We start from the raw sequence: 26,042 nt of genomic DNA on the forward strand, positions 1-26,042 counted from the left end.
CGCGGATGGCCGCGCTATGTCTTCAGGTTATCCCGAAGCGGGAGGAATACCGCCTCCGAGCGGTCCATTTCCCAATTCCGATGAGGGGGAACATCACACCCCTGTGCGGGACCCCCGCGTCTTTTTCGCTGCCGAGCGGACGCTATTGGCCTGGGTTCGCACCGCTTTGGGACTCATTGGTATGGGATTTGTCGTCGCTCGTTTTGGACTGTTCTTGCAACTCGTCCGCGCCCATCCACCGTCCGGCGAGCATTCCTGGTATGCCCTGATCGGGGTAACTCTGGCGCTGCTGGGAGCGGCGGCCTCAGGAGTGGCGACCTGGCAACACGCTCGCTTCTGCCGCCATCTGCCCGAAAACGAGCTGCCCGAACACTACCGGCAGGAACCGGCCTTGTTCCTGGGTTACGGCCTGGCGCTCGCCGGTGTGGCCCTAGCGGTCATCCTGGTCGCTTGAGGCGGCGATGCTGAAGGTCGAACCGTTGCCAGCCATCCGGCCCTTCGTCCCCGGAGTTATTGTTCGCGGAACCACGGGGAAAACCGCCCGTATTGTCCGAGGGGAAGGCGAGAACCCAGGGGAGTCGGCATCCCGACGGAGCGCCCGCCGGCCTCTTCCATCTGATATTGCTGGCGGAAGCGGCTGCCTTCCGTTATGCTGCAAGCGGCGGATTTTCCCCAGGAGTCTTTCCCATGTACGGCCGTTGGCTATTACGCATGCTGCAATGGGCGGTCTGGCTCGTGCTGCGCCTGCTGTTGGCCTGCCGGTATCGGGTCCGCCTGGTGGGGTTGGACGAAGTGTTGCGCAAGCCGGGGCCGTATTTGATCCTGCCCAACCATCCCGCCTACGCCGATCCGCCGAATCTGATAGCCCATCTTTGGCCCGCATTCCGCATGCGCCCGGTGCTCCTGGACTCCATTTTCCGCCATCCGCTGCTGGCCCCCTTCCGCTGGATCTTTCGGGGGATTTCGATTCCGGATTTTCAGCGGCCCACGCCGGCGGATCGAGAGCGGATCGAGGCCGCCAAGGCGGAGATCATCGCTTCCCTGCAACGGGGGGAGAGTGTCATCCTCTGGCCGAGCGGGCGTCTGTCCCGCGACGGGCGGGAGTGGATTGGCGGCGCGCGCCTAGCGGCTGAGGTGCTGGCCGCTGTGCCGCAGGTCACGGTCGTTCTGGTGCGCACACGGGGCCTGTGGGGCAGCATGTTCAGTTGGGCCAATGGCCAGCCCCGGCTGTTTGCTGCGATACTCAAGGCTTTCCTCTTGTGGCTAGCCAATCTGTTTGTGCTGGCACCGCGGCGCAAGGTCACCGTCACCCTCGAAGCCTTCCTACCCGAAGAACGCCCGGAACCGGTGCGCGAACGCCTCAACCCTTGGCTGCAAGCTTGGTACAATGCCGATGTGGAGCGGGAAGAACCGACGTTTGTCCCCTATCACTTCCTCTTTGGGCCGCGCACGCATACCTTCCCTGCCCCTGTTTCCTCGCCCTCCTTCGACTGGGATGCCATCCGGCCCCCCACACGCGTCCTCGTCGCCCAAGTCGTGGAGGAAAAACTCAAACGCCCTCTGACGGAGGCGGAAAACCAGCCCCAAACCACTTTCCTGGAACTGGGAATCGACAGCCTCGATGTCGCGGAGATCACCCTCAAGGTCGAACGAATCACCGGTCACAGCAGCGGAGGGCTGCCGGGTACGCTGGGGGAATTGTGGGCAATCGCCGAGGGATTACAGGAGCAGCCGCCGCCTCCGCCCGCCCCGCCGCCGTGGTTCACGCCCATTGTCGATGACACCCGGCTGTCCATCCTGGGCGAAACGATCGCCGAGGCCTTCTTGCATCAGGCGTTTCAGCGCCGCCGGGAAGTGATCGTCGCGGATGACCGCGCCGGCGTGTTGACCTATGAAAGGCTCCTTGTGGGGGCGAGCGCCTTATCGGCGCGCTTCCGCCTCTTGCCCGAACAGCGCGTGGGCTTGCTCCTCCCGGCCTCTGTGGGATGCGATCTGGCCATTCTGGGCTTGTACCTGGCGGGCAAAGTGCCGGTTTTGCTCAACTGGACCACGGGTCCTGCCGCTTTGGGCCACGCCGTCCGGCTGACGGGCCTCCGTCAGGTGGTCACCTCCCGCTTGTTTCTCGAACGCGTCTCCGTGGAGATTCCGGGCATCGAATGGCTCTATTTGGAAGATATCCGAGCTAGCATCAGCCGCTATGAATTGTGGGCGCGCTTGCTGGCAGTTCGGCTGCTGCCGCAGTGGTATCATCGCCGCCTCCACATGAGCTTGCCTCCCCAATCGCTCGATCCGGAACAGACAGCCGTCATTCTTTTCACCAGCGGTAGTGAAAAAGCCCCGAAAGCCGTGCCGCTGACGCACCGGAATATCCTCTCCGACCAGCGAGCCTGCTTGGAAGCGCTTCAACTCCACCGCCGGCACAGTGCCCTCGGTTTTCTCCCGATGTTTCACAGTTTCGGCTTCACCATCACGGGGTTGCTTCCGCTGTTCGTGGCAGTACGGATCGTGCACCACCCGGACCCCACCGATGCCACGGCCTTGGTTCGCAAAATCGCCACGTATCGCCCCTCCATCATCGCCACCACTCCCACCTTCCTGAGCTTTCTGCTCGACCGGGCCAAGCCTGGCGATTTGGAATCCCTCCAGCTTATCATCGTGGGAGCAGAAAAATGTCCGCTTCACCTGTTTGACCGGGTGCGGCACCTAGCCCCGAACGCCCAGTTACTCGAAGGCTATGGCGTGACCGAATGCTCCCCTGTGGTCAGTGTCAATCGGCCGGGCCGGGTGCGTCCGGGTACCATTGGCGAGCCGCTGCCGGGTATCTCCGTGCGGATTGTGGACCCCGAGACGCACGAACTGCTGCCTCCACAGCACCGTGGCCTGCTGTTAGTTGCCGGCCCCATCGTCTTCCCCGGTTACTTGGGGGATGACACGGCTTCGCCATTTCTCTATCAGGACGGCAAGCGCTGGTACAACACCGGCGACTTGGCCGAACAGACCGATGACGGCTTTCTCATCTTCCACGGCCGACTTAAGCGCTTCCTCAAAGTGGGTGGGGAAATGATTTCACTGCCCGCTCTCGAAGAGCCGTTCAGCAAGCGCTTCCCTCCCACACCTGATGGTCCGCGCGCTGCCGTCGAGGGCATCGAAACTCCCGAAGGGCGCCGCATCGTCCTGTTCACGACCGAACCCTTGACCCTGCAGGAAGCCAACGCCATTTTGCAAGAGGAGGGATTTCGAGGCCTGTATCGCTTGGATGAAGTCCGCCGACTCGACAAACTTCCCGTCTTGGGCACGGGCAAGACCGATTACAAAGTCCTCCGCCGCTGTTTGGAAGCCGAAATCCCCCAAACGGCTAGAATCTCCCTGTAGCTTACATCCCGTCGGGGGCTTGAGGGGTTCGCGCGAGTGGCGGAAAAAGCTCAGTCGCAAAGGTTCGGAGCCGCCAGATCGCAAGACCACGAAGGAGAACATTCCGAAGGGTCATAACCGAGACGGTGGCGGAGCTTTTCGCCCAACTCGAAGAGCGCCTTGCTCAGGAGGCGAGAGATCCGCGAGGGGGACAGACCCATGACGGCGCTGATCTCCCGCAGACGCAAGTCTTCACGGTAGTACAGAGTGACGGCGAGACGCTCTTTCGGAGGAAGCGATTCGATGGCTTCACTGAGATGCTGGAGGACCTCTTCGCGTTCGGAATCCTCATAAGGTGCAGCAGCAGGAGCCAGCGGATCCGGACCGCCGCTTTCCCGCGTCTGTTCCCAGGATACCATGCGGCTGAAGCGTTCCGCGGCGAGCGTGTCGGCCACTTCATCCTCGCTCAGACCCGTGGCGGCGGCCAAGGCGGCGACGGTCACCGGAGCAGGCAGGCTGCGATAGGCCCGCCGGACCAGAGCAATCCGCGCTAACACATGTTGAGGCAGCGGGCTGTTGCGGCGCAACTCATCCACAATGGCCCCGCGGATGCGAATGTAGGCAAACGTCTTGAATTGGGCATTGCGCGAGGGGTCGAACTTGTTGGCCGCTTCCACCAATCCCAGCACCCCGGCCGACTCCAGGTTTTCCACATCGACATACTCTGGCAACTCTCCGATCATGCGGCCGATCACATGTTTGACTAGGGGCAAATGTTGAAGGATGAGTTGCTCACGCCGCTGCTGATCCATCTGGCGCTGGTAGAGATGGGCGGAAGTAGCAGCTTCCGTGGGAGAGGCGGCGGCTTCGCAGGGAAAAGCTGCAGTTTCGCAGGGCGCTGGCACGAGGGGCATCTCCGGGGTGTGAGTCATGGCTGGCATACTCGGCATCGAGGATCCATGGGCAAGAGGTCGATGCCATCCTTGGCTGAATACTTCAGATCGCAGGGGGTACGGGCTGGCTTCTCATCCGCCACCCGTCCCAATATCTTCCGGACGAATCACCGCTACCGGTTCCATGAGGATATCCGCCGGGATTTCCTGGTAGGCGATGACGGCCAAGTCTGGCAGCGAGCGGACGAGGGCCTGGCGGAGAGGGCGGCGTAAACTTGCATCACAAAGCAGGGCCACTTCCAGACCGCGGGCCAGAGCTTGACGCCACTCCGCCGCCAATTTCAAAGTCAGGCGCTCCAGGCGTTGCGGATCGAGCAGCAATTGCTGGCCTTGGAGAGATCGCCGCAATTCCACTTCCACACGAGGGTCCAAAATCAGCACGCGGATACGGCCGCTGCTGTCCCGGAAGCGATCGACCACGGCCCGGCCAATATCGACGCGGACCCGTTCGGCCAGTTCCACCGGGTCTTTCGTGGCCACGGCGTGGGTTGCCAAACTTTCCAGAATCCGCGGCAGATTCGAGATCGGAACCCGCTCCTGCAACAGCAGCATGAGGACGCGATGCACCGTGCCCATCGTCAGGATGGTCGGAATCAACTCATCCACGACAGCAGGACTGCTTTCACGGACCTTGTCGAGCATGGTTTTGAGGTCTTCCCGGCTGAGCAATTCTCCGGCGTGCCGGCGGACGATTTCTCCGAGATGGGTGATCAGCACGCTGGCAGCATCGACGACGGTATAGCCAGCAGCTTCCGCCCGCGGGCGCTCCGTATCGCTGATCCAACGGGCCGGTAGGCCGAAAACTGGCTCGCGGGCTTCCTCGCCCAGGAGGGGCGGCTTGGGTGTTCCTCCTGGATCGATCGCCAGCCACATGTCTGGGCGCAGTTCCGCATGGGCTACTTCCCGGCCATTGAGCAAAATGCGATAAGTGGTCGGCGGCAGTTGGAGATTGTCCCGCAGTCGCACCGCGGGGACCCATAGCCCGCTTTGCCGGGCCAAGTCGCGCCGGAGTGCTCCGATTCGTTCCACCAAGCCCGGTCCACGCCGCGCCATGACGAGAGGTATTAGGCCAGGGCCGATTTCCAAGGCCAGCCTATCCGTCTGCAAAAACTCTTCGACGAACGCTTCCGTTGGGGACCGCGGCGGTGCGGCCGGAGCCGCTTGGGGACCTCCACCACTGGGCGGACCAGCGGCGGGTGGAGCCGGCGTGGAAGCCGCCCATTGCCGTGAAAGCAGGTATAAACCTGTGCCTAAGAGAATGAAGGGAATCGTCGGCAAACCGGGCATGAGCGACAGACCCAGCAGAATGAATGACCCCAATCGCAAGGGCGCCGCTGAGGCGCGAATCTGCGAGCCGATCTCCTGACCGAGGCTGCTATCGCTCGTAGCTTTGGTCACCAAAATCCCCGCCGCCGTAGCTGTGATCAGGGCCGGAATCTGCGTGATCAAGCCATCACCAATCGTCAGGATCGAATAGGTCCGGACAGCTTCCGCCAGCGGCATTCCTTGCGTCAAACCGATGATCAGGCCGCCAATGAGATTGACCGCTGTGATGATGATGGCGGCAATCGCATCTCCCCGCACAAAGCGGCTTGCCCCATCCATCGTGCCGTAAAACTCGCTTTCGCGCACCAAGGCCTGCCGCCGCCGCCGGGCCTCCGTCTCGTCGATGATTCCCGCGTTCAACTCCGCGTCAATGGCCATCTGTTTGCCCGGCATGGCATCCAAGGTGAAGCGCGCCGCCACTTCCGACACGCGTGCCGCACCCTTCGTGATCACCACGAACTGGATCACGATCAAAATCAAGAAAATGACCAGGCCGACGACCAGACTCCCGCCGACAACAAACTGCCCGAAAGCCAGAACTATCTCCCCGGCGTAGGCATGCAGCAAGATCAAGCGGGTGGTCGCCACGTTGAGGGCCAAGCGATACAGGGTCAACAACAAGAGCAGCGAAGGGAAGGTGGAGAACTCCAAGGGCTGCCGAACCGTTAGGGTGACCAAAAGCAGCAGGATCGTCGCTCCCAGGTTGAGGGCCAAGAGCATATCGAGAAGGAGCGTCGGCAAGGGGACCAGGAAGATGACGAGAAGTCCCAGCAGGGCGAGGGACAGCAGCATTTCACTGCGTTGCAGAAGGGTACCAGCCGTTGTCGGGGGTGCTGCGTTGGCCATGGGACTCCATTCGTGCCGACTGTCGCATTACGGCGACACCATGATTTAGTGCGCGCCAAGCCTCAAGGGCAGCCGTTTTTCATCAATTCCCATAATTTCTGTCTCTTCCTGTCTGCTGAGAGTAGCAAAAATCCTGTGGGAACAGAATCGCATTCAGCCGGGGCTGTTTGTTCTCCAATCGGGGTTTACCGTCCCTCTCAGGGGGCGGAGGGGGTCGCGCCCCCTCCCAACCCACGCAGGCGGTACAGGAAGGCCAGCACTTCGGCTACGGCATGGAAGAGGGCCACGGGGATCATCTGCCCTTCCCGGACGGCTTGGAATAAGGCGCGAGCCAAAGGCGGCCGGGAGAGGATGGGAACATTGTGCCGCCGGGCCACCTCCCGGATGACTTCCGCCCACCGTCCCCTTCCGCGGGCTAGCACTACGGGGGCGGTGTCGCGCTCCGGGTCATATCGCAAGGCGACGGCTACATGCAGCGGATTCGTGATGACCACCGTGGCCTTGGGCACTTCAGCCAGCATACGTCGCCGGGCACGCTCTCGCTGCATCTGCCGCATGCGGGCTTTGATCTGCGGATCGCCCTCTTCCTCACGAAGTTCTCGCTTGACCTCCTCCCGTGTCATCCGCAGCGACAACTCGAACCGCCGGCGCTGATACAGATAATCCACCACCGCGATCAGGGCCACTGCCGTTGCCAAAACGAGCGCCAGTTGCTGGACCATCCGCCACACCGCAATCACCGACCACTCCAGCGGCCTTTGCCACAAGCTGCTGATCCGTCCCCAATCCCCGGCGAGCAGCCAATACGCGATGGCGATCAGAGCAGCCACTTTCAGTAAAGTCAGCAACCCGCGCACTAGAGCCGTAAGAGAAAATAAGCGCTGAAGCCCTTTCGCGGGGTTGAGCTTGTCGAAATCCGGGGCCAGTTTTTCCGTGTTGATCTGGAAGCCGACTTGCACCACGCTGGCCGCCACCCCGATTACGAGCAGCAGTCCTGCCAATGGCAAGAGCAATCCCACCGCCTGAATGAAAGTCCGCAGCAGCAAGGCTTGCGCCGCGGAGGCGTCCCAGGGTTCTGTCACTGTCGGCCAACGCAGGTCATGGCGGACAATTCCTAGCAGGCCGTCGCCGATCGCTGGGCCGAGATAACGCAAGCCGAGGATGCCTCCCAAGAGCACCAAACTGCCGGCTAGCTCCGCACTGAAGGGGACCAATCCCTGCCGCCGGGCTTCTTCGCGCCGTCGAGGCGTCGGTTCTTCCGTACGCGATTCCGGGTCCAGGATTTCTTCCGCCACCGCTCAGTCCCCCCGGAGCATCTGCGGCAACTGCCCTCCGTAGCCGTGCACCACTGCCTGCATAGCCTGGACCATCTCCGGCACCAAGACAGCGCTAGCTAGCAGCACAACGGTCACTTGAAGGGTGAAACCCACCGAGTAGATATTGAGCTGGGGGGCGGTGCGGGCCAACAGGGCCAAAGTGACGGCCAGCAACACCAAGCACGCTGCCACCGGTCCCGCCAGCAGTAGTCCCAATTCGTAGGACGTTTTCAGTCCCTGAACCATAGGTGCCGCTTGAGGTAAGGCTGTCCCGCCGAGCGGGAGCACGCTCCAGGAGGCATGTAAGACCGCCAAGAGAATGTGGTGGCCATCCAGGCTCAAAAATACCAAGGCCGCCAGAACTTCCAATAAGGCCGTCAGGGTACCCGCCGCCTCGTCGCCGGTCGGACCCGGCAGCGGCGCCACATTCAAGCCGATCTGAAAGCTGAGAAATTCCCCTGCGACCCGCGCCGGCATTAGCCATAAACCGAACAGAACTCCCATCGCAGCGCCAATCAGCACCTCCCGGAGTACTCCGAGCAGGTAAACGACTGCGTGGAGGCGATCGGCAAGAGCCGCCCAGCGCGCATCCCAAGGAGGCGGTTGACCTGCCAGGTAAAACCCAGCGATCGCAACCGCCATGCCCACGCGGACCAGAGGCGGAGTCCGGCCCGCTATCACCGGTAAGACTGCCGCCCACGCGGCGATCCGCGCCAAAAGCAACCCAGCATAGGCCGCCCACGCTACGCTCATAACGACTGCCAGATTCCTGTAACACTAGGTTTCGGAAATACCCAGATAATTCAATCAACCGGTCTCTTTAATGCGCCATTGAAACGGCTGTCAGAATCATCCGACGTGCAAATTCAGTAGCCTGTTGTAATGTGAATCCGAAAGTAATCACAATAATGAGGCCAACTAACAAGATACGCGGTACATAACTGAGTGTTTGATCCTGAATACTAGTCACTGTCTGAAATATGCTGACAATCAAGCCAACAATTAGACTGGCTATCAAAGCTGGAAAAGATACAATCAATGCAACCAAGAAAAGCTCCTGCATCATATATATGATTTGTTCCATCGCTATTGCTGACCTCCTCGTACGGATCCTCGAATTCGCCTCTTTGGCAATCACGTGCTGCCGAAACTGGCTGTCAAGGCATAGCTGATCAAATGCCAGCCGTCCGCCAGAACAAAGAGCAACACCTTGAACGGTGCGGAGATGGTCACCGGCGGCATCATCACCATGCCCATTGAGGTCAAGACACTTGCCACGACGAGGTCCACCATCAGGAACGGCAAATAGATGCAGAATCCCATCAGGAATGCCGTTTTCAATTCACTGATGACAAATGCGGGCAGGACTACAAAGAATGGAGTATCCTCCGGCTTTTGCAATTGTGGATTTTCTGATAACCCTGCGAAGTGCAAAAACAGAGACAAATCACTTTTGCGTGTATGGCGAAGGAGAAATCGTTTATAAATATCTACCCCTTGCCGGAATGCTTCCTGACCTGACATTTGCTGTTGCATATAGGGTCGCAATGCTTTCTGATCTATTTCATGAAATACTGGCTGCATGATATAGAACGTGAGAAACAGAGATAGGCCCGTTAAGACCAGATTCGGAGGGACGTTGGGGGTGGCCAGCGCTTGGCGGACAAAAGCCAGCACAATGACACAGCGGGTGAAGGAGGTCGCTGTCACGACCAGCGCGGGCAGGAGAACGGTTAGACCCAAAAGCAAGGCAATTTGGACCGGCGGCGATAAACCGGCGAAGTTGAGACCCTGTGGTCCGAACAGGTCAGCGAGATCGTTCACGGCGGCACCCTCTGGACCCGGTAAACCCGTCCATCGTGTAACCCGATCGAGCCGGTGAAACCAGTCGTTTAGGAGGATGCCTGTGTAGCGGCTTTGAGCTGTTGAAACAAGGCGAGAATGGCAGCGGTTCGGGAATCAGTTGTTCCCGCTTCGGCCAACGGAGAGGAAAGGGGAGGGGCCGCCTCCGATATTCCGGCAGCATCGGTCTCGGACTCGGAGGGAACAGGCGGCAATTCGAGCAAGACTCTTACGCCCTGGCGATCATGTCCTGCCAACAAGCGCCGCTCGCCCAGGTGGATGAGCTGAAGCCAACAGCCGCAGGGCAGGGCCAACTCAGCCAATCTGTAGTCTTCCGCTGACGGCTGGGAAGATGGCCCGCGCTTGCGGATCCTGAGCCAGGCGACGATGCAGGCGGCTGCCAACCACACGAGGATGATGCCGGTGATCACAGGATCGAGACGCGGTGAAAGCGGCGCGGCGACCTCCGAGGAGGGCGTGGTTTGCTCCTGCTGGGACGGCGCCGGAGGCTGGATACCCGTGAGGTGCAACCACCAGCGGGGTAAAGTCAATCCCAGGATGATCATGAGCGAGGCGGCGGCGAGCCAGAGAAGCCATACGGTGCTGGAAACTCCAGAGGACGAAAGATGGGGGGAAGGGTTCTGCGGCCTGGCCATGACGACACCTAGGGAATGTTCTGGAACGGAAGAGTTACGGCGCTTGGGGCGGAGTGCCTCCGGCTGGCGTGATCCCCCCTGCCTCTCGTGGAAGTGGTGCGCCGGCCCCCCCGGCTGAAACTCCTCCGCCAGCGGCACCATTCGGATACTTTAGAGCGCGGACCCGTTCCACCAATTGGACTGCCAAAGCATGATCGCTCAACTCCGCCAGGAGGCGAGCGGCGTTGCGTTCCTTCATCTGCGCTAAAATTCGAGCAGCGAGTTCCATGCGTCCCGAATCAGCCATCTGTTTGATGATCGGAGCCGCCGCCTCGCCATCCATGCTGTCGAACATGGCCGCTAAGCGATCGATATTTTTGCGATCGAATTCGTCGGTGTCCTGTTTCTTTTTCGCTTGGCTTTCTAGAGCGGCGAGCTGATCCAGACTTTTGGTAACGGCTTTGACTTCCTGGGCGACCTGCCGGACAAGCTCGTCGAAACGTTCACGTTGTTCCTGGAGGTCTTGTAAGACGATTTGCACCTGCTGGGCGCGCCGTTCCACTTGGACCTCCCGTTCGCGCAAAGCCGCCAAAGCAGCCGCCAAGTCCGTGGCGGGGGTGGGAGCAGGAGCAGGGGGCGGTTCGGACTTGCTCGCCGGCGGGCGTGTGGTCTCTTCCTCCGACTTGTTTCCGTTCTTTTTGGCACTCTTATCCTTTTCGTTTTGGGCAGCCGTGGCCGTGGCGCTGGATTGTTGCAGCCACAGGGACAAAGCCGCGGAAATGGCGAAAAGCAACAGAGCTGTCAGGACGAGAATGATGATGTTTTTCATGATTGTCGAGGCCGAGAATCCGTTATCTGTTGATTCCGCCAGCGGCGCAAGCCGAGTTCATCGAGGCGCTGCTGGTCCGCTTTCTGCACTTGCTGCCGCCAAAGTTCCCAATGTTGCTGGCGCAATGTTTGGAGGGTTTCCACTTCCGTGGCCAGTTGTTGGCGCAAGTGTGCGGCTTGCTGGTAGCGCTGCTCGGCCTCTTTCAAGCGAGTCTCCGCCGCTACTATTGCTTGAGCCAAGCGTTCGGACAATTCGGCGGTGATGCCCCATTGTTCAGCCGCGAGCAGGCATCCCACTTGGGCGGCCATCTGCTGGCCGATGCGCTGGAGTTGTTCCCGCAGGCGGAGCACCTCGGCTTGGGCCTCATCGACAGCTTGCCGGGCGCGGCGCTGGGCCAGTTCCGCCTGCCGCTCCAACTGGCGTTTGACTTGCAACAGCCGCTCGAGTGGGAATTCAAATCGCCGCACAGCGGGCCACTCCTCTGACGCCAGATATGTCACACTGGCGCGTTCGTGTCAATGGGAAGCTGATGGGTGCCAAGGTAAGCTGCCTTCTCGGTCCTGCCGGTGGATTCCGCCTTTGATCTTCCCAGGCTGTGGCGGTTGGTTTTCTGATCATGGACTTCTTAGGGATTTCAGGGGCTGTAGCACGCTTTCAATACGGCCACTGGGCAGCGATCGCCAGGAGCGCTTCGCGGGTCTGCGCGAAGGTGGAGCGTTCGCCGATATCTTGGCGGAGGAACTGTTCCACCCGCGGCATGAGTTCAAGGGCTTTGTCCACTTGGGGGCTGGAACCGCGCACATACGCTCCGATGCGGATCAGGTCCTGGACTTCGTGGTAAGTGGCCAAAATCGCTCGGAGTTTCCGGGCCGCCAGGGCATGTTCCCGGTCGATCACTTCGTGGGCGACTCGGCTGACACTGCGGCTGATGTCGATGGCGGGATAGAAGCCGCGCTCTGCAATTTTGCGATCCAACACAATGTGGCCGTCGACTAAGGAGCGGACCGCATCGCTGATGGGTTCATCCAAATCACCGCCTTCGACCAAGACGGTCATGAGAGCGGTAATGCTTCCGACGGCAGCGTTGCCGAGGCGTTCCACCGTGTTGGCTAGCAACTGGAAGACGCTGGGGGTGTAACCGCGGGAACTGGGAGGCTCGCCAAGCATCAGTCCTAGCTCTCGTTGGGCCATCGCCAGGCGGGTGAGGCTGTCGATCATGAAGAGGACATCCGCTCCCTGCTCACGGAAGTAATCGGCGATGGCAATGGCCGCTTGGCTGGCCCGAACACGCATCAAGGGCGTTTGTTCGCAGGTGGCGACGACGACGACCGAGCGGGCCATGCCTTCCGGTCCTAAGCAGTCTTCGAGGAATGGCCCCACTTCCCGCCCGCGTTCCCCGATCAGGGCAATGACGTTGACATCGGCTTGGGCACCCTTGGCAATTTCTCCAAGTAACGTGCTCTTACCGACGCCTGAACCTGCGAAGATGCCGACCCGTTGGCCGCGCCCACAGGTGAGGACAGCGTCGATCGCCCGGATGTTTGTCACGAAAGGTTCTCGGATGCGCTGGCGCTCCAGGGCTGGGGGAGCCGGGCGATGCACAGGACGCAGAGGACAATCGATCAGAGGCCCGCGATCATCCAAGGGGCGCCCCAAACCATCCACGACCCGGCCGAGCAGATTCGGCCCGGTCGGAACCACCATCCCCCGTCCATTCCGGATGACTGGCATGCCCGGCTGGAGATGCTCGGCGTGGTCGAATGGCACGAGATAAGCCAGATCATTCTCGAAACCGATGACTTCTGCCAGCACCGGTTTGCCTTCTTTCGGCACGATGGTGCAGTGATCCCCCACGGCGGCGGGAATGTTGCAGGTCATCAGTCCCGTCACACTTTTGAGCCGTCCGCAGATGCGATACAGCGGGGTCTGCACGATACTGCGGTTCAAGCGCGGCAGATCAAGACCGAGCATGTCCCAAACTCCTGAGCAATTCGTCCCGTATTTCCTCCAATTGCCTGACGACGTCGGAAAGCAGAATCGTTTCTCGTCCCTCAACCCGGCATTCGCCACGAGCCAAGGTGGCATCAGCGATGAAGCGGGGCTGCTCCCCTTCCGGCCACAGAGGCTGCTCTTTCAAGCGTTGTTCGAGCAATTTCAAATCCTGCGGGTGTAGGCGGATGGCAATGACCGGCTCATTTTCCAATTGAGCCACCATCTCCCGCACGCGGGCATCAATGGGGAACTCTCCGGATTGGATGCGTTCATAGAGGAGGCGCGAGGCCATTGTCAGGGCCAGTTCGATAGCTGCCCGCTGCCATTCGTGGAGGCGCTGCTGCTGCTGACGCTGCAATTCGGCCACCGCCGAGCGCAAGGCCGAAATAAGCTGGGCGAACTGTTCCCGCTCCTGCTGACGCTGCCGCTCTTCCTCTGGGGAGATTTTGCGTCCCGGAAGGAGGATTTCGCGGGAAGATGGCGGGGTCGGCGGAGGTGGCGTGGCCACAGCCGCTGGAGCCGTGGAGCCGGACATTGGAGCCGCCGGCGCAGGGGAAGGCGATGGGGAAGCTGTAACAGACGCAGGCGCCACCGTCGAAGAGGATGGAGTGGCGGGACTAGGAATGGCCACACCGGCGAGTACTACCGATCCTTGGGATTTGGCCGGAGCTGCTCCTTGGGGAGCAGTGGGTTCGTGAGGGAGGTCTTGGGACGACGGGACATTTTCGCTCGTTGGCCGCGGAGCCAACCGGACCGAGCGGGGCGGGCGGGCCACGCGCACATGAAACTCTGCCGAGATCGGGGGGGCTGCCGGAAAAGCATACGACCTCGCGGGCATGCGGGGAATTCCTCCGCCTGGGGCGAATTTCGACTCTAGCAGGACGGGCCGCCAAAGTCTGGGCGACTCCGTATCCTCGTCACGTCCCGTCGCTCCCTAAGCACGCTGGCTGAGTCGATTCAGGCGGGAGCGTACATCGGCATGATGGCTTATTTTCTCGGAGTGTGCAGGGATTTTGTCGGTCTTTTTCCAGAAAGTTTGCCCAATTCAGGTCGATTTTCAGGTGAGAGCATAAACCTCTCAGCCGTGGGCGAAAAGGAAGCCGGGTCAGGTGGCTACCCTTGGAGATGGGCAGGTCCAAGAAGTTTACTCTTCCATAACAATTTCGCCCGCTTCTTCGGCTTTGACGACCACCGCCAGAATTTTGGCTTGCGCTTCTTTGATGCGACTGCTGGGAACATCGCCGAGGAACTCCATTTCCTCTTGCAGGACCTGGCGTGCCCGGCTGGAGAGATTGGCGGCGATCTTGTTCTGGACAGCTTCGGGGGCATTTTTCAGCGCAGTGGCTAGCGTTTTCATATCCAGTCGGGCCAACAGGGTCTGGAGCTGGCGATCTGGGATTTTGATTAGGTCCTCGATGCGTGTGAGGCGTTCGAGCACTTTGGCCGCAAGATCGGGATCGAGAGTCTCCATCTTCCGGACGACGGGCATGCGTTCGGCACGGGGTAGGGCGCGGATCATGTCGGCCAACTGGGCGATCATCTCCTCGGTGCTGGGGGGAGCAGGCATATCGGCCATTTGACGGCATTTGTCGACCACAACACGGGCCAGGCGGCGGAGCATGGCCGGATTGGGTACGCCGACTTTGGTCAACCGCACGGCCACTTCCGGACGGAGCGCCTCCGGCAAACGAGCCAGGACTTGTCCAGCTTGGGCCGGTTCCAGTGTGGAAAGGAGGATAGCAATAGCGGCAACCGATTCGTTCTGAATCGCGCGGGCCAACTGGGCTGGCGGCAAAGCCCGCAACTGCTGCACCGGATCGTTGCTGGCTGGAGTCTCGGCGGAAGAAGAGGAGGAAGCGGACAGGCCCGCGGAACTGGACGGGGCCGGCGACGGGGACAAGGCGGGATAGCGTTCGGCGATCCGCATCAGGTCGAAGAATTGGGCGAGGGCGTCGTCGAGTTCTTGGGGTGAGGTCTCGGCTAGGCTGGACTGCAAGCGGTCGCGCAAACGGGCAGCTTCCTGAGGGGAGAGGCGTTGCAGCACGGCGTCTACTGCCTCTTGGGGCAGGAGCCGTAGCAACAGCACTGCTGTCTGTTCGCCGACCGCCTCCGCCATGTCTGTGGTCCGCGCCGGGGATCCCTTTTCGCCAGGTGTGCCGCATTATACCATCCATGGTTCGTTTTAGGGAGTGAGGTTAACCGCCGTCGTCTGGGATCGGGTCGGTTTCCGCCGCAGCAGGCCTCAGGGAGGCGCGGAGGAACCGAGGAGCAAGCGGAGAACCGCTGCCACGCGTTCGGGGTTGGTCCGTGCCAACTCGGTCAATCGTTGAATGTCTTGCTGGCGCCGCTGTTCGGGTGTCGGCGCCGGAGGAGCGGCAGGTGCTCGACGCCGCCAGAGTAGAAGCGGGATCAAAGCTACGGTCAGCACGATCGCGACCGCTAAACTGATGTTCCGGGCGAGGCTGACGTACATCTGCCAGCGCTGGAGTTGTAAGAGTTCCTCATCGACTTCCGGTCCGGTTGGCCCGCCCAAGAGGCGGACGTTGGTCAGCTTGACTTCATCCCGGCCTGGGCGGAACCCCACGGCTTGTTTGATAATCTCCTCGGCATCCTGGAGGCTGATGACAGTTTGGCCCTCTGCGGCGGGAGTCAGGTCCACCAGGGCAGCCACCGTCAGGCGGGTGATAGCGCCGCGCCCATCTTCCAGGTCCCGGATCGAGCGGGACACGAGATAGTCGGTCTGGATCACTTCTTCACTGGAGGTACCTCCTCCCGTACCCGGCGGTGCAGGTGGTGCGCCGGCACGGACCACATTGCTGGCAGCACCCGCTATGCCCCGTGCTGTCGTTGCAGATGAGCGGATAGTGGTCAAGCGTTCGGCTCCAACCGCTCGTTCGTCTGGATAGTAAGTTTCGCGCCGTTCCTTTACCTTCTGGAAGTTGATATCTGCACTCACCCGCACAATGGCGCGTCCTGGCCCCAAGTGCTGGGCCAAGAGTTGCTCAGCTTTAGTCGCCAAATAGTTCTCCAGTTCCCGGCGGTATTCCAATTGCGGCGTCGGCAGCTCCTCGCGTTCCCCCATGTGAGGGTCGGAGAGCAGCCGGCCCGTGGAGTCCACAACGGTTACATTTTCCGGCTTGAGTCCCTCTACCGAACGGGCCACGAGCGAGACGATGCTTTGAGCCATCGACCGGCTCAGGCTCGCTCCGGGTTTGAGAGTGATAACCACACTTGCCGTAGGGGGGCGTTGATCGCGGACAAACGGCGTCGGTTCCGGACGGGCAATGAGGACACGAGCCGCTCGCACCGGTTCCAATTGCATGATAGCTCGCGCCAGCTCGGCTTGCAGCGCCCGCTGGTAATTGACACTCTGCACAAAGGGCGTCGCCACCAGCGAGGTCTCGTCGAATAACTCGTATCCCTTCCCGCCGCTGCGGGGCAGACCTTCCGCTGCCAACGTGACGCGGGCTTCTGCAAAGCGGTGTTCCGGTACCTCGATCCCTGTCCCGCCTTGAACCAAGCGGTAAGGTATGTTGGCGGAAGAGAGGCGTGCCCGGATGGCAGCGATTTCCTCCGGCGGCAGATCGGTGAACAAGGGTCGATAGGCGGAAGTTTGCGAGAGGTAGGCTACCAGCAACAGGGCTGCAACGGCTCCTACAGTCGCTGAAATGATCAAGACACGCCGGGCCAGGCTCAACCCCGCCCAGTACTGCCGCACCTGCTGCCAGAATCGCCGAAGAGTTTCCATGCTGCACCTGCGTCATGCTTGGGTGAACAGCGGGGGGGTGCGCGGATCTGTGCCGCATCACACCTGCATGCGCATGACTTCCTGGTAGGCCTCACTCAGGCGGTTACGCAGCTCCAGAATCAGGCGGAAGGAAAGGTCCGCTTGGGCAACCGCCAAGGCCACGGTATGCAAGTCCTGGGCTTGACCTGTGGCGAGGTCCCGTACCGCAGCATCTGCTGCTTGATGCGCCTTCTGATGCTGCCCGAGGACGCCCTGGAGCAGCAGGCCGAAACCGCTTCCCGCCCCAGGAACGGCTCCTGCTCTCACTTCGGCCCCCTCGACAGGTACCAGCGGCGATAGGCGGCCTAAGGGAGTAAGTCCGGGGATTGCCATGATTATCCTCGCAGTAACGTCAAAGCCAGTTCATTGAGCTGGCGAAACACTTGGGCCGTGCGGAAGTTAGCCTCATAGGCCCGCGCGGCGGTGATTAGGTTGACCATCTCGATGGGCAACTGAACGTTCGGGAAAGCGACATAGCCGTTTTCGTCAGCATCGGGGTGGCCCGGCATGTAAAGCCGAATCGGCTCGGTGGGGTCCTCGACCAGCTCCGCGGCACGTACCCCGCCCAAGGCTGGAGCTTCCCCGGCACGTTGGGGGCGGCGCAGCACCTCCTCGAACACCACATCGAGCCGCCGGTAAGGTCCGCCTCGACTCGAGCGCGTCGTCTGGGCATTGGCGATGTTATTGGCGATGACCTCCATGCGGAAGCGCTCCGCGGCCATGCCGGAGGCACTGATACTGCTGGCCTGAAACATATCATAAAAGGCCATAGCTCCCTTCCTCTGCACCCCTTCCTGACCTTCGGCGGACGCTCAGCCAGCGTAACGGAAGTCTCAGCAGACCAGACCAGATGATCGGTCACTAGGCCGCTGTCACTGCCCTGCCGCTCTCACCGTCCTGTGACGGCTGATCGCAGCGAGGCAAGCCGGCTTGCTAAAACTTGGGCCGCAGCCTGATAGAGCAAAGCGTTGCGATTCAAATCATTCATTTCACGTTCGATGTCCACCGTGTTCCCGTCCATCCGCATGGGACCATCAACGATCACGATGCGCGGCTGAACGCGGCGGAGATCCATTCCCGGTTGATCCAAGGCCTGAGCCAGGAACTCCTCGAAGACAACGGCTCGCCGTCGATAACCCGGCGTGTTCACATTGGCCACATTTTGGGCAATCACTTGATGCCGGAAGGCGGCACCATCCAGCACGCGGGCCAGCAAATCTACTCCAAAGGCTGCGGGTGTCATATTTCCTGTATCGGTCTGTATCTGGGCTAACTTTAGCGGTTGTAATGGCCAGTATGACTTTGACTATTATTCCGGTTATCCTGTGCGAAACTCCCAAGCCAAGTGCTCTCAAGCGGCGAATATGCTAAAGTGGACATATGCAGGTACCGGCACCGGATTGGGCGGCATCGTTGCCAACCTCTCTCGCGACCGCGACGCTGACGGCCCGTGTGGAACGGGGCGACCTAGCCGCGTTGCCTGTCGGGGAACTGCTCCAGGCTGTGGTGGTGAAGGTGGAAGGGGGCGCCGCCACCTTGCTCGTTCAAGGCCGGGAGTTCGTGATTCGTCCTTCAGAGCAAATGCAACCCGGCACGGTTTGGCTTCTGCGCCGCCCCTTAGGGGAATCAGGCCAGCAGGTCGAGTATTTGGCATCCAGCGCCCCCTCTTCCTCCCCTGGACCTCCAGGCCACGCGGCACGACCAATCACTTCGACCAACCGCGCAGAAACGTCGCCAGTTGCTCCTCAACTCTCCGGGAACACTTTGCCCCTTCCCCCTGCGTTGACCGCTATGGTGTCCACCCATTCCGCCCGGCCTCAGCTCGTCGAGGTGCAGGAACAGGTATCACCCCAAACCTATCGCATCACCTGGTTTGGCCAGACAATCCTTGCGCGAAGCGAACAACCGCTCTTACCGCAGCACCAACATTTGGTACAGTTCGAGCTGCGGCCTGACGGCTTGTGGCTGCTCCGACCTGCTGAGACCGCTCAATCCCCGCGCCTCCTGGCGGCGGCTTTGCTCAGCCAACTTCCCCCTGCTGATTTGGCTCCGGCCCTCGCCGACTTACATCAGACTCTCATGGGGCGCACCCTGGTCGCATCATTTCCCACCGTTTTAGAAGGAGCAGCGGCTGAACATGTAGGGCCATCGGCAGATACCACATTGCGCCTTCTCCGAGATGTTCAGGCGGCATTGGAGTCATTTTGGCCTTCGGAACTGCGGCCTTTGACGGCCCAACAGTTGCGGCAACTCGTGGAGAACGGCGGCTTATTGTACGAGGCACGTTTGAGCAGTGCGCTGAGTGCCAGTCCACCACCAACTGATCCCCGTTCGGCTTCGCTTGGCGCTGGGGGGGACGCTCCGGGTCCTCCGATTCAAGCCCTAGCCCCCAACCTGGAGCATGCCGCCGCTCGCCATCCCTTGGTTTCGAATGATCTCAAGGGCAGCCTGCTCCGCCTCATCCAGTCCCCCAGCGGAGGCGGGGAACCCACACTACAAGCCGCTGTACTGCCCGCTTTGCAGAGCATCGTTTCCCTTCAGGCGGCAAATATCCTCGCGGGCCATCAAGGAACCTCTTACTGGTTGCAAGTCCCCTTCCCCGATGGTTCGGCCTGGCGCACTCTTTACATGGCGGTGCAACCGGAGTATCCCTTCTCTGTGGAGGACCCTGCCCCGCGGAATAAGTCCTCCTTCTCCTCCACTATGCAGCGTTTTCACATTCTGATCCATGCACCTTTAGATACTCTAGGGAATGCATGGATCGATATAACGCTTCATGGGGATCGTCTCCATGCGGTTCTGTATTTTGAGCGTGAGGTAGCATTACAACAGGCTTTAGCGCTGCAAGGAGAATTGCATCAGATGCTACAAGACTCGGATTTTACGCAGATTGGGATCGAGTTTCGTTCTGCGGCGGACTTGCCCGCTCGTCATCGTCAGCATGCCGAAGCCATGCGTCAGGTCCGCCCGCCTTCCTTACACTTGGTGGATTGGGAGGTTTAGAGCATGGCTCAAGCCCCGCGACCGCAGGCTGTGGCCTTACGTTACGATCCTGAGCGTGATGCCGCCCCCAAGGTCGTCGCCAAGGGCCAAGGGCGATGGGCCGAACAGATCGTGCGCACCGCCCGGCAGCATTATGTTCCTATCCATCATGATCCGCAGCTTGTGCGAGTCCTCAGTCACTTGCGCTTGGATCAGGAAATCCCGCCGCAGTTGTACCAGGCCGTGGCTGCTGTGTTGGCCTTCCTCTACCGCGTCCAACAACAACCCCGACGCTGATGCCCCCAGAGATCAGGATTCAATCTATAAATAGACTTGATATATCTACACAACAGGAATTCATAATCCATGTCTCTCTGGCATATCGACTTTCTTCTTCTCTAAGGCAGTGTACTATTCCTGTGTTGTCACCCATTAGGAGAGTTTGTCCAGAATAGCATCGGTGAACTGGGTGGTCGAAGCCGAGCCGCCCAGGTCCTGCGTGCGAACAGTTCCCTCCTTCAAGACGCCCACGATCGCCCGGCGCAGACGTTCGGCGACTGCTGCTTGACCCACGTCTTGGAGCATCTCCAGGGCCGGCATTAGCAGGGGCAACGGATTGGCAGTGTCAGGAGGAACGCTTTCGTATCCCGCTCCATAAACGGCCTCATAAACCCGCAGGTCTGGCCCGAAGTTGATGGCAGCGGTCCCGCTGATCCCGCCGATCAAACCGGCACCCAGATCGGAGAGCAAGTCCCCGTAGAGGTTGCCCACCGCCAGAACATCAAAGCGGGAGGGGCGGCTGACCAATTGCATGCATGTGTTGTCGACAATCAAGTCCCGGCTGACTAGATCGGGATATTCCAGGGCGATCTCGCGAAAACAATCTAGGAACAGGCCATCCGCCAGCTTCAGGATGTTGGCTTTGTGGATGCAATGGACGGTCCGGCGGCCCCGTTGCCGGGCTAGCTCGAACGTAAAGCGGAAGAAGCGGCGGCACGCTGCCGCGGTGACAATCTTGAAACTTTGGACGACTCCCGGAATGATTTCATGCTCGGCTGTGGCGTACAGATCTTCAGTGATTTCCCGCACGAGCAGAATATCGACGTGGTCAAAGCGAGCCGGAATCCCTGGCAGATTCCGGATCAGCCGCACCGAGGCAAACAGCCCTAACGCGCGGCGGAAGGCTACGTTGTAATTCCCACTGAGGGCCGAGTGCCGCAGCGGCAGGGCTTCTTCCGGCGAAGGGGTCACATGGGGAGGAGGAGGCAACAATTTGGTCTTGAGTGCCAGGCCGTTGGCGCGCACCGCTTCGATGGTCTCCTCCGGCAGGGGCGGCAAGCCACGCTCCAAGGCGGCACGACCGGCATAGTGAGTCTCCAGATGCACATCTGCCTCCGCCGCCACCAGCAAACGGCGCAGGGCTTGCTCCTGATCGTAACCAACCCCCCCTCCTTGTACAAACACGACCCTGGGCATGCCTGGTCTCCCGCTTGGGAAAATTTTCGTCATCATCCCGCTGGACAGGCTCGAAACGCCGATACTCTCACCGGACTAGGGACATCTTATGGCGCCTGCGGAAGGGATCACGGAGGGGAAGCGCAAAAGTGTCGCCCTTGCCCCGCCTTACTGCTTTGCAGCCGCTGCGGTCTCATTTCGCATCGGAGAGAGGATGAACATGGATGGAACAGCTGCGAAGGAAAAGTAGGATGGGGCTGATGTTGAGGGAATCAGCCGTCTGTTTGCTGCCGAGAGGTCCACTGGCGCGGCAGCCGAAGGCGGAATGTGCTTCCGACTTCCGGCTGGCTTTCCACCTCAATCGTGCCGCCTAGACGTTCGACATATTCTTTGACAATGGCCAATCCCAAGCCGGCGTGGACTCCTGCGGCATGGCGGGAGGCATCCGCCCGGTAGAAGCGCTCGAAAATCTTTTCCATGACCTCCGGCGTCATCCCGATCCCGGTATCGCGGACCTGCACGATCACCTCGTGTTGCTGAGTCCAGATAGATAGTTCCACCAATCCCCCTGGCCGATTGTACTCCACTGCATTATGGAGCAGGTTCGTGAGCACTTCGCGCAACTTTCCGGCATCGGTTTCCATCACCAAGTCCGAGGGCACGTCATAATCGATCGTGATCTGATTCGTGGAGGCGAGCGGCCGAATGACCGCGACGCAAGCGGAAGCCAGTTCGTGAACCTGCACGGGGCCGATATCCAAACGGTCGTTTCCGGCGTCGAGTGTCGCCAAGGTCATGATGCGTTCGACCAGTTGACCCAACTGCCGGGCGATCAGGCGGCATTCTTGCAGGCAGGTGCGATACTGTTCCGGATCGCGCGGCTTCATCAAGGCGACATCCAGCGTAGCCAACAAGGCGGCGATGGGAGTGCGCAACTCGTGGGAGATGTCTGCCACCGCTTGCTTTTCGCGGGCGAAGGCTCGGCGCAAGAGGTCGAGGGTCTGGGTCAACCGGGCGTGAATCGGCGCCAGCTCCGCCGACAGGTCCGAACCGTCATGGGGGAGTTTGAAATCTTTTTCGGACACCCGGCTGACAGCATCCGAAAGTTTGCCGAGGGGTCGCAATCCCCGTCCGACCAGTAGGGGTCCGCCAGCCGCCACAGCCAGAAAAGCTACAAGGCCGACACCGGCGATCCGTTGGCGGAGTTGATGGCGCACCGCTTCGATGTCGGCGGTCAGCTCCGCCAGTTCGCGGTCCCGTTCCTCGGCGAGTTGTTGCAGGCGGTGTTGAATCTCCCGATCTGGCCGGGCGCATTGGACGTAGATGCGCGGCAAGCCAGCCGTCCCGGAGGCGGCCGGTGGCAAGCCGATGCCGCCTGCTGCCGCCCACGCTCCCCAAGCTCCGAGCAAGGATCGCTGCGGCCAATCGCGCCGCCGTGGCGGCGAACGTAGAAAATACGGCACCTTATAGACCACCCGCCGCACTTTCTCACCATCCGGTTGCAACTCTACCGTCCCGAATGTCCAGTCGATCAGATTTTCCGCCTCCACAAGACGCTGAGCATCTCCGCCGCTCGAACTTCGGCTTTCCAGGTCGCTGGGGTTGAAGGGTAACTTGCGGCTCCCCAAGGAACGGGAACGCCATTCTCGACCACCCGTCGTGTTGATCTGGAAGTAATCGCTGCTGCCTTTATCGTCATCGAAGTGCTGGATGAACTCCTCCGGCAACGGGAGATTGCCGAAGTAGAATTGCACCCAAGCGAAGTGATGTGGCAGAGGCCGGCGGAAGGTGACGAGCGGCGGACTTCCCCCCCCAGCCGGCGGACCGCTCCCTCCTGCGCCGCTCCCCAAAGAAGGGGGCGAACCACCTCCGCCGGTTGGCACGGGGAGTACCGGGACACTCCCGGATGTGGGAACGGCCCAGAGACCCGGCTGCGACGTCAGAAACATCAGGGGACTGACCGCTGTCACGGTGGGGAATTTGACCGCTTCGATCTCATAGCTCTGGCCGTAATGCAACTGCATGACATTGGCCAGCTCGCGCGCCTTGTCGAAGAGAATCTGATCAATCTGGGCCTGTTCCCGGCGGACATTCTCCTCGTAACGGGACAGGATGAGGTGCTGTCCGGCTTCTTCCCGCGCTGCAAACGCCTGCATCGCCGCCTGGTCGATGACGAACCACACCCCGGCCAGCATCAGGGCCACCAAAAGCAACAGGTACAACGTCAAAGAGCGGCGGATCGAACGCATAACCTGTCAAGCCACCGGGTAGTCCTCCGGCCTCCTCAACGCGTGGCAGGACTGGATGCCGTCGTGGTCTGGCCCCCATCCTCCTGAGACTCTTCACCCCGCAGCATGTATCCCTCACCCCAGCGCGTCAGTATCAGCGGCGGATCGAAACCCTTGTCGATTTTGTTCCGCAGATAGCGGATGTAGACATCGACCACATTCGAGGTATTTTCGTCATATTCATCATACAGGTGTTCCCAGATCATGCTGCGCGTTACGACCTTGCCTTTGTGGTAGGCTAAGAACTCCAGCAGGGCATATTCTCGTGGCGTCAGGTGGATCGATTTGCCGGCCCGGCGTACTGTGCGGGAGGCCGTGTCAATCTCTAGATCATAACACCGCAGCACAGGGTCTTTCTGTTGGTGCTGCCGCCGAATCAGAGCACGGACCCGCGCGAGCAATTCCGCAAATTCAAACGGCTTGGTCAGATAGTCATCCGCCCCGGTGTCCAGCCCCGCCACTTTGTCGTGGGTGGTCGTTTTCGCGGTCAGCAGAAGCACGTGGGTGTCGATCCCCGCAGAACGCCAACGCTTGAGCAGAGTCAAACCGTCGATCTTAGGCAACATAATGTCCAGAATGACCACATCATACGAGGTCGTCCGGCATTTGATGTCGCCTTCCTCGCCATCCATTGCCACATCGACGGCGAATCCTTCCTCCTCCAACCCTTGGCGGACCGCTTTGACAATGTGCGGACTATCTTCCACAAGCAGTATGCGCACGGCTCGGACCCTCTCCAGACTTGTCACCCACTTGTCCTCTCCCTTTACACGATAATCCAACCTCGATGAGGGGAATATGAGAATCGCAGCCAGCCATAACGCTGGGGGCAACTCTGCCAGAAACTGGACCGCTCAGCCTCTGGATAGCCTGCCTCACGAGGGAAATCGCCCCGCTTCGGCGGAAATCCGACCCTCCCCACAGGGTTCTCAGCCTAAAAACCTGGGAAATTAGCCCATCCAACGAATCTGGACGATGGACGTGGAGAGAAATGGGCCGCCGTTCTGCCGTGCTCCAGCCTCGCAGAGAAGACTACCTTCAAACTGGGAAGGCAACGCGGAGTTCAGGTCGAAATCAAAGGCAAGCGGCGCCGACCCAGTCCCTCCACGTCCGTCTGTTTGGCCAGGCGATGCTGGTTTTCCTGTTCCCAACGGGCAATTTCTTCCATCAGGGCGTCCACAATTTCGGCTTCTTCCACCCGGCGGATGATTTCGCCGTTGCGGAAGATCATGCCTTTACCGTTACCGGCGGCGATGCCAATATCCGCTTCGCGGGCCTCACCAGGGCCATTGACGACACATCCGAGAACGCTGATTTTGACCGGCAGGCGTTTGCCTTGCAGGCGCTTTTCCAGTTCGGCTACGATTTTTTCCAGATCGATGGCCAATCGGCCGCAGGTCGGGCAAGCAATCAACTCGGGGCGGCGGACGCGCCGCTGCGTGGCTTGCAGGATATCGAAGGCGGCAGCAATCTCCGGTACTGGGTCCCCCAAGAGAGAGACGCGGATGGTATCGCCAATTCCATCGAGGAGCAACGGAGCCAGGCCAGCCGCCGATTTGGTCACGGCATATGGTGGCTTCCCTGCTTCCGTGATGCCAATGTGGGTGGGATAGTCCGCTAACTGGGCATAGAGCCGATAAGCCTCTACGGCTACCAGCACGTCGCTGGATTTGAGCGAGACGACGATGTCATGATACCCCTCTTCCTCCGCCATTTCGATATAACGCAGGGCACTTTCCACCATCGCTGGCGGGCAAGGAAAGCCATATTTTTCGCATAAGTCTCGCTCCAGGCTTCCCGCGTTCACGCCAATGCGCATCGGAATGCCGCGGGACTTCGCCTTGCGGACCACCTGGCGGAAGCGCTCCGGTCCGCCGATGTTGCCGGGATTGATACGGATCTTATCGATGGGATGGTCCAACGCGGCCAATGCCATCTTGTAGTCGAAATGGATGTCGCAAATGAGGGGAATGCCGATCCGCTCGCGAATCCGCGTCAAGGCGTGGGCATCTTCCGGCTTGGGGACTGTGACACGCACGAGTTCGCAGCCCGCCGCTTCCAAAGCCTGAATCTGCTGGACTGTCGCTTCAACATCATGCGTGTCGGTGGTCGTCATGGATTGAACGGCGATGGGATGATTCCCGCCGATGACCACGGAACCAATCCGCACCTCGCGCGTCTTGTGGCGCGGTTTGCCAGGCAGGCGTGGTGCCTGTTCCAGGAGCGAATATTGGAATCGTCCCATGAGCGATCCCCGCTGAGGAGTCCGGACTTGTTCCCTTCAAACGCATTATAGGAAATGCCACGGCCGCTCCGCCGGCCGTTCCAGGTAGTAGCAGAAAAGGTACGAGACGCAGCCGTTGGAAAAGAATACGCGCTTACAGGCATGCACGGGAAGACGACGGCAGGGGCTGGAACCTCTCCACGCAACTGAGGACAA

The 26,042-nt window shown here is 60.5% G+C and carries 24 protein-coding genes; 4 read left to right on the forward strand and 20 right to left on the reverse strand.

Going from position 1 to position 26,042, the window contains the following annotated elements:
* Positions 1-16 precede the first annotated feature (16 nt).
* Entirely contained in the window at positions 17-454 is a 438-nt protein-coding gene (locus H0921_RS01480; protein WP_194536244.1) for a YidH family protein, read from the forward strand.
* 233 nt (positions 455-687) lie between these two features.
* Positions 688-3,372: an AMP-binding protein gene (locus H0921_RS01485; protein ID WP_194536245.1), complete on the forward strand. Its 2,685-nt coding sequence runs from the start codon at positions 688-690 to the stop codon at positions 3,370-3,372.
* A gap of 50 nt (positions 3,373-3,422) precedes the next feature.
* Here the strand turns inward: H0921_RS01485 and H0921_RS01490 are convergent, their stop codons facing one another.
* The 16 genes from H0921_RS01490 to H0921_RS01565 form a co-directional block, all read right to left on the reverse strand.
* Positions 3,423-4,301 (reverse strand): sigma-70 family RNA polymerase sigma factor, encoded by an 879-nt coding sequence (locus tag H0921_RS01490; RefSeq protein WP_228498890.1) that lies wholly within the window; start codon positions 4,299-4,301, stop codon positions 3,423-3,425.
* 75 nt (positions 4,302-4,376) lie between these two features.
* Complete coding sequence (locus H0921_RS01495) at positions 4,377-6,476, reverse strand: flagellar biosynthesis protein FlhA (RefSeq protein ID WP_194536246.1); 2,100 nt, start codon at positions 6,474-6,476, stop codon at positions 4,377-4,379.
* A gap of 197 nt (positions 6,477-6,673) precedes the next feature.
* Positions 6,674-7,771 (reverse strand): flagellar biosynthesis protein FlhB, encoded by a 1,098-nt coding sequence (flhB, locus tag H0921_RS01500; protein WP_194536247.1) that lies wholly within the window; start codon positions 7,769-7,771, stop codon positions 6,674-6,676.
* A gap of 3 nt (positions 7,772-7,774) precedes the next feature.
* A complete protein-coding gene (locus tag H0921_RS01505; protein WP_194536248.1) occupies positions 7,775-8,545 on the reverse strand; it encodes a flagellar biosynthetic protein FliR in 771 nt (256 codons plus the stop codon).
* A 67-nt stretch (positions 8,546-8,612) separates the two neighbouring features.
* On the reverse strand, positions 8,613-8,876 hold the full coding sequence (locus tag H0921_RS01510) for a flagellar biosynthetic protein FliQ (RefSeq protein ID WP_228498891.1): 264 nt from the start codon (positions 8,874-8,876) through the stop codon (positions 8,613-8,615).
* A 50-nt stretch (positions 8,877-8,926) separates the two neighbouring features.
* On the reverse strand, positions 8,927-9,616 hold the full coding sequence (gene fliP, locus H0921_RS01515; protein ID WP_194536249.1) for a flagellar type III secretion system pore protein FliP: 690 nt from the start codon (positions 9,614-9,616) through the stop codon (positions 8,927-8,929).
* A 68-nt stretch (positions 9,617-9,684) separates the two neighbouring features.
* The gene (locus tag H0921_RS01520) at positions 9,685-10,290 is read right to left on the reverse strand and encodes a hypothetical protein (protein ID WP_194536250.1); all 606 of its coding nucleotides are present in this window, start codon (positions 10,288-10,290) and stop codon (positions 9,685-9,687) included.
* Between the two features lie 34 nt (positions 10,291-10,324).
* On the reverse strand, positions 10,325-11,098 hold the full coding sequence (locus tag H0921_RS01525) for a MotE family protein (protein ID WP_194536251.1): 774 nt from the start codon (positions 11,096-11,098) through the stop codon (positions 10,325-10,327).
* Positions 11,095-11,565 carry a flagellar FliJ family protein gene (locus tag H0921_RS01530; RefSeq protein ID WP_194536252.1) on the reverse strand — a complete coding sequence of 157 codons (471 nt, stop codon included), beginning with the start codon at positions 11,563-11,565 and terminating at the stop codon, positions 11,095-11,097. The genes H0921_RS01525 and H0921_RS01530 overlap by 4 nt, the downstream gene beginning before the upstream one ends.
* 187 nt (positions 11,566-11,752) lie before the next feature.
* Positions 11,753-13,069 (reverse strand): FliI/YscN family ATPase, encoded by a 1,317-nt coding sequence (locus tag H0921_RS01535; RefSeq protein ID WP_194536253.1) that lies wholly within the window; start codon positions 13,067-13,069, stop codon positions 11,753-11,755.
* The gene (locus H0921_RS01540; RefSeq protein WP_194536254.1) at positions 13,056-13,928 is read right to left on the reverse strand and encodes a FliH/SctL family protein; all 873 of its coding nucleotides are present in this window, start codon (positions 13,926-13,928) and stop codon (positions 13,056-13,058) included. The genes H0921_RS01535 and H0921_RS01540 overlap by 14 nt, the downstream gene beginning before the upstream one ends.
* A 306-nt stretch (positions 13,929-14,234) precedes the next feature.
* The gene (locus tag H0921_RS01545; protein ID WP_194536255.1) at positions 14,235-15,206 is read right to left on the reverse strand and encodes a FliG C-terminal domain-containing protein; all 972 of its coding nucleotides are present in this window, start codon (positions 15,204-15,206) and stop codon (positions 14,235-14,237) included.
* Positions 15,207-15,332: 126 nt separating this feature from the next.
* Positions 15,333-16,838 (reverse strand): flagellar basal-body MS-ring/collar protein FliF, encoded by a 1,506-nt coding sequence (gene fliF / locus H0921_RS01550; RefSeq protein ID WP_194536256.1) that lies wholly within the window; start codon positions 16,836-16,838, stop codon positions 15,333-15,335.
* A 57-nt stretch (positions 16,839-16,895) separates the two neighbouring features.
* Positions 16,896-17,210, reverse strand: a complete 315-nt coding sequence (gene fliE / locus H0921_RS01555) for a flagellar hook-basal body complex protein FliE (protein ID WP_194536257.1) — start codon at positions 17,208-17,210, stop codon at positions 16,896-16,898.
* A 2-nt stretch (positions 17,211-17,212) separates the two neighbouring features.
* Complete coding sequence (gene flgC / locus H0921_RS01560) at positions 17,213-17,647, reverse strand: flagellar basal body rod protein FlgC (RefSeq protein ID WP_228498892.1); 435 nt, start codon at positions 17,645-17,647, stop codon at positions 17,213-17,215.
* A gap of 119 nt (positions 17,648-17,766) precedes the next feature.
* Entirely contained in the window at positions 17,767-18,120 is a 354-nt protein-coding gene (locus H0921_RS01565) for a flagellar basal body rod protein FlgB (RefSeq protein ID WP_194536258.1), read from the reverse strand.
* 170 nt (positions 18,121-18,290) lie between these two features.
* Between H0921_RS01565 and H0921_RS01570 the strand changes: the two genes are divergently transcribed.
* Both H0921_RS01570 and H0921_RS01575 read left to right on the forward strand, forming a co-directional pair.
* Positions 18,291-19,880, forward strand: coding sequence for a flagellar hook-length control protein FliK (locus H0921_RS01570; protein WP_194536259.1), 1,590 nt, complete (start codon positions 18,291-18,293; stop codon positions 19,878-19,880).
* Between the two features lie 3 nt (positions 19,881-19,883).
* Positions 19,884-20,156, forward strand: coding sequence for an EscU/YscU/HrcU family type III secretion system export apparatus switch protein (locus tag H0921_RS01575; protein WP_194536260.1), 273 nt, complete (start codon positions 19,884-19,886; stop codon positions 20,154-20,156).
* Positions 20,157-20,291: 135 nt separating this feature from the next.
* On the opposite strand, the gene H0921_RS01580 is transcribed toward H0921_RS01575, so the two are convergent.
* From H0921_RS01580 to ispG, 4 genes are all read right to left on the reverse strand, one after another.
* The gene (locus H0921_RS01580) at positions 20,292-21,335 is read right to left on the reverse strand and encodes an isocitrate/isopropylmalate family dehydrogenase (RefSeq protein WP_194536261.1); all 1,044 of its coding nucleotides are present in this window, start codon (positions 21,333-21,335) and stop codon (positions 20,292-20,294) included.
* Between the two features lie 251 nt (positions 21,336-21,586).
* Complete coding sequence (locus H0921_RS01585; protein WP_194536262.1) at positions 21,587-23,563, reverse strand: sensor histidine kinase; 1,977 nt, start codon at positions 23,561-23,563, stop codon at positions 21,587-21,589.
* Positions 23,564-23,598: 35 nt separating this feature from the next.
* Positions 23,599-24,324: a response regulator transcription factor gene (locus tag H0921_RS01590; protein WP_194536263.1), complete on the reverse strand. Its 726-nt coding sequence runs from the start codon at positions 24,322-24,324 to the stop codon at positions 23,599-23,601.
* Between the two features lie 341 nt (positions 24,325-24,665).
* A complete protein-coding gene (ispG, locus tag H0921_RS01595) occupies positions 24,666-25,847 on the reverse strand; it encodes a flavodoxin-dependent (E)-4-hydroxy-3-methylbut-2-enyl-diphosphate synthase (RefSeq protein ID WP_194536264.1) in 1,182 nt (393 codons plus the stop codon).
* Positions 25,848-26,042: the final 195 nt, after the last annotated feature.

The sequence above is a fragment of the Thermogemmata fonticola genome, from assembly GCF_013694095.1.
GTDB classification, from domain to species: Bacteria; Planctomycetota; Planctomycetia; order Gemmatales; family Gemmataceae; genus Thermogemmata; species Thermogemmata fonticola.

Coding starts and splice junctions, on each gene's coding strand:
- H0921_RS01480 (WP_194536244.1), top strand. CDS start 17: ATGTCTTCAGGTTATCCCGAAGCGGGAGGAATACCGCCTCCGAGCGGT.
- H0921_RS01485 (WP_194536245.1), top strand. CDS start 688: ATGTACGGCCGTTGGCTATTACGCATGCTGCAATGGGCGGTCTGGCTC.
- H0921_RS01490 (WP_228498890.1), bottom strand. CDS start 4,301: ATGCCGAGTATGCCAGCCATGACTCACACCCCGGAGATGCCCCTCGTG.
- H0921_RS01495 (WP_194536246.1), bottom strand. CDS start 6,476: ATGGCCAACGCAGCACCCCCGACAACGGCTGGTACCCTTCTGCAACGC.
- H0921_RS01505 (WP_194536248.1), bottom strand. CDS start 8,545: ATGAGCGTAGCGTGGGCGGCCTATGCTGGGTTGCTTTTGGCGCGGATC.
- H0921_RS01510 (WP_228498891.1), bottom strand. CDS start 8,876: ATGGAACAAATCATATATATGATGCAGGAGCTTTTCTTGGTTGCATTG.
- H0921_RS01520 (WP_194536250.1), bottom strand. CDS start 10,290: ATGGCCAGGCCGCAGAACCCTTCCCCCCATCTTTCGTCCTCTGGAGTT.
- H0921_RS01525 (WP_194536251.1), bottom strand. CDS start 11,098: ATGAAAAACATCATCATTCTCGTCCTGACAGCTCTGTTGCTTTTCGCC.
- H0921_RS01535 (WP_194536253.1), bottom strand. CDS start 13,069: ATGCTCGGTCTTGATCTGCCGCGCTTGAACCGCAGTATCGTGCAGACC.
- H0921_RS01540 (WP_194536254.1), bottom strand. CDS start 13,928: ATGCCCGCGAGGTCGTATGCTTTTCCGGCAGCCCCCCCGATCTCGGCA.
- H0921_RS01545 (WP_194536255.1), bottom strand. CDS start 15,206: ATGGCGGAGGCGGTCGGCGAACAGACAGCAGTGCTGTTGCTACGGCTC.
- fliF (WP_194536256.1), bottom strand. CDS start 16,838: ATGGAAACTCTTCGGCGATTCTGGCAGCAGGTGCGGCAGTACTGGGCG.
- fliE (WP_194536257.1), bottom strand. CDS start 17,210: ATGGCAATCCCCGGACTTACTCCCTTAGGCCGCCTATCGCCGCTGGTA.
- flgC (WP_228498892.1), bottom strand. CDS start 17,647: ATGGCCTTTTATGATATGTTTCAGGCCAGCAGTATCAGTGCCTCCGGC.
- H0921_RS01565 (WP_194536258.1), bottom strand. CDS start 18,120: ATGACACCCGCAGCCTTTGGAGTAGATTTGCTGGCCCGCGTGCTGGAT.
- H0921_RS01575 (WP_194536260.1), top strand. CDS start 19,884: ATGGCTCAAGCCCCGCGACCGCAGGCTGTGGCCTTACGTTACGATCCT.
- H0921_RS01580 (WP_194536261.1), bottom strand. CDS start 21,335: ATGCCCAGGGTCGTGTTTGTACAAGGAGGGGGGGTTGGTTACGATCAG.
- H0921_RS01585 (WP_194536262.1), bottom strand. CDS start 23,563: ATGCGTTCGATCCGCCGCTCTTTGACGTTGTACCTGTTGCTTTTGGTG.
- ispG (WP_194536264.1), bottom strand. CDS start 25,847: ATGGGACGATTCCAATATTCGCTCCTGGAACAGGCACCACGCCTGCCT.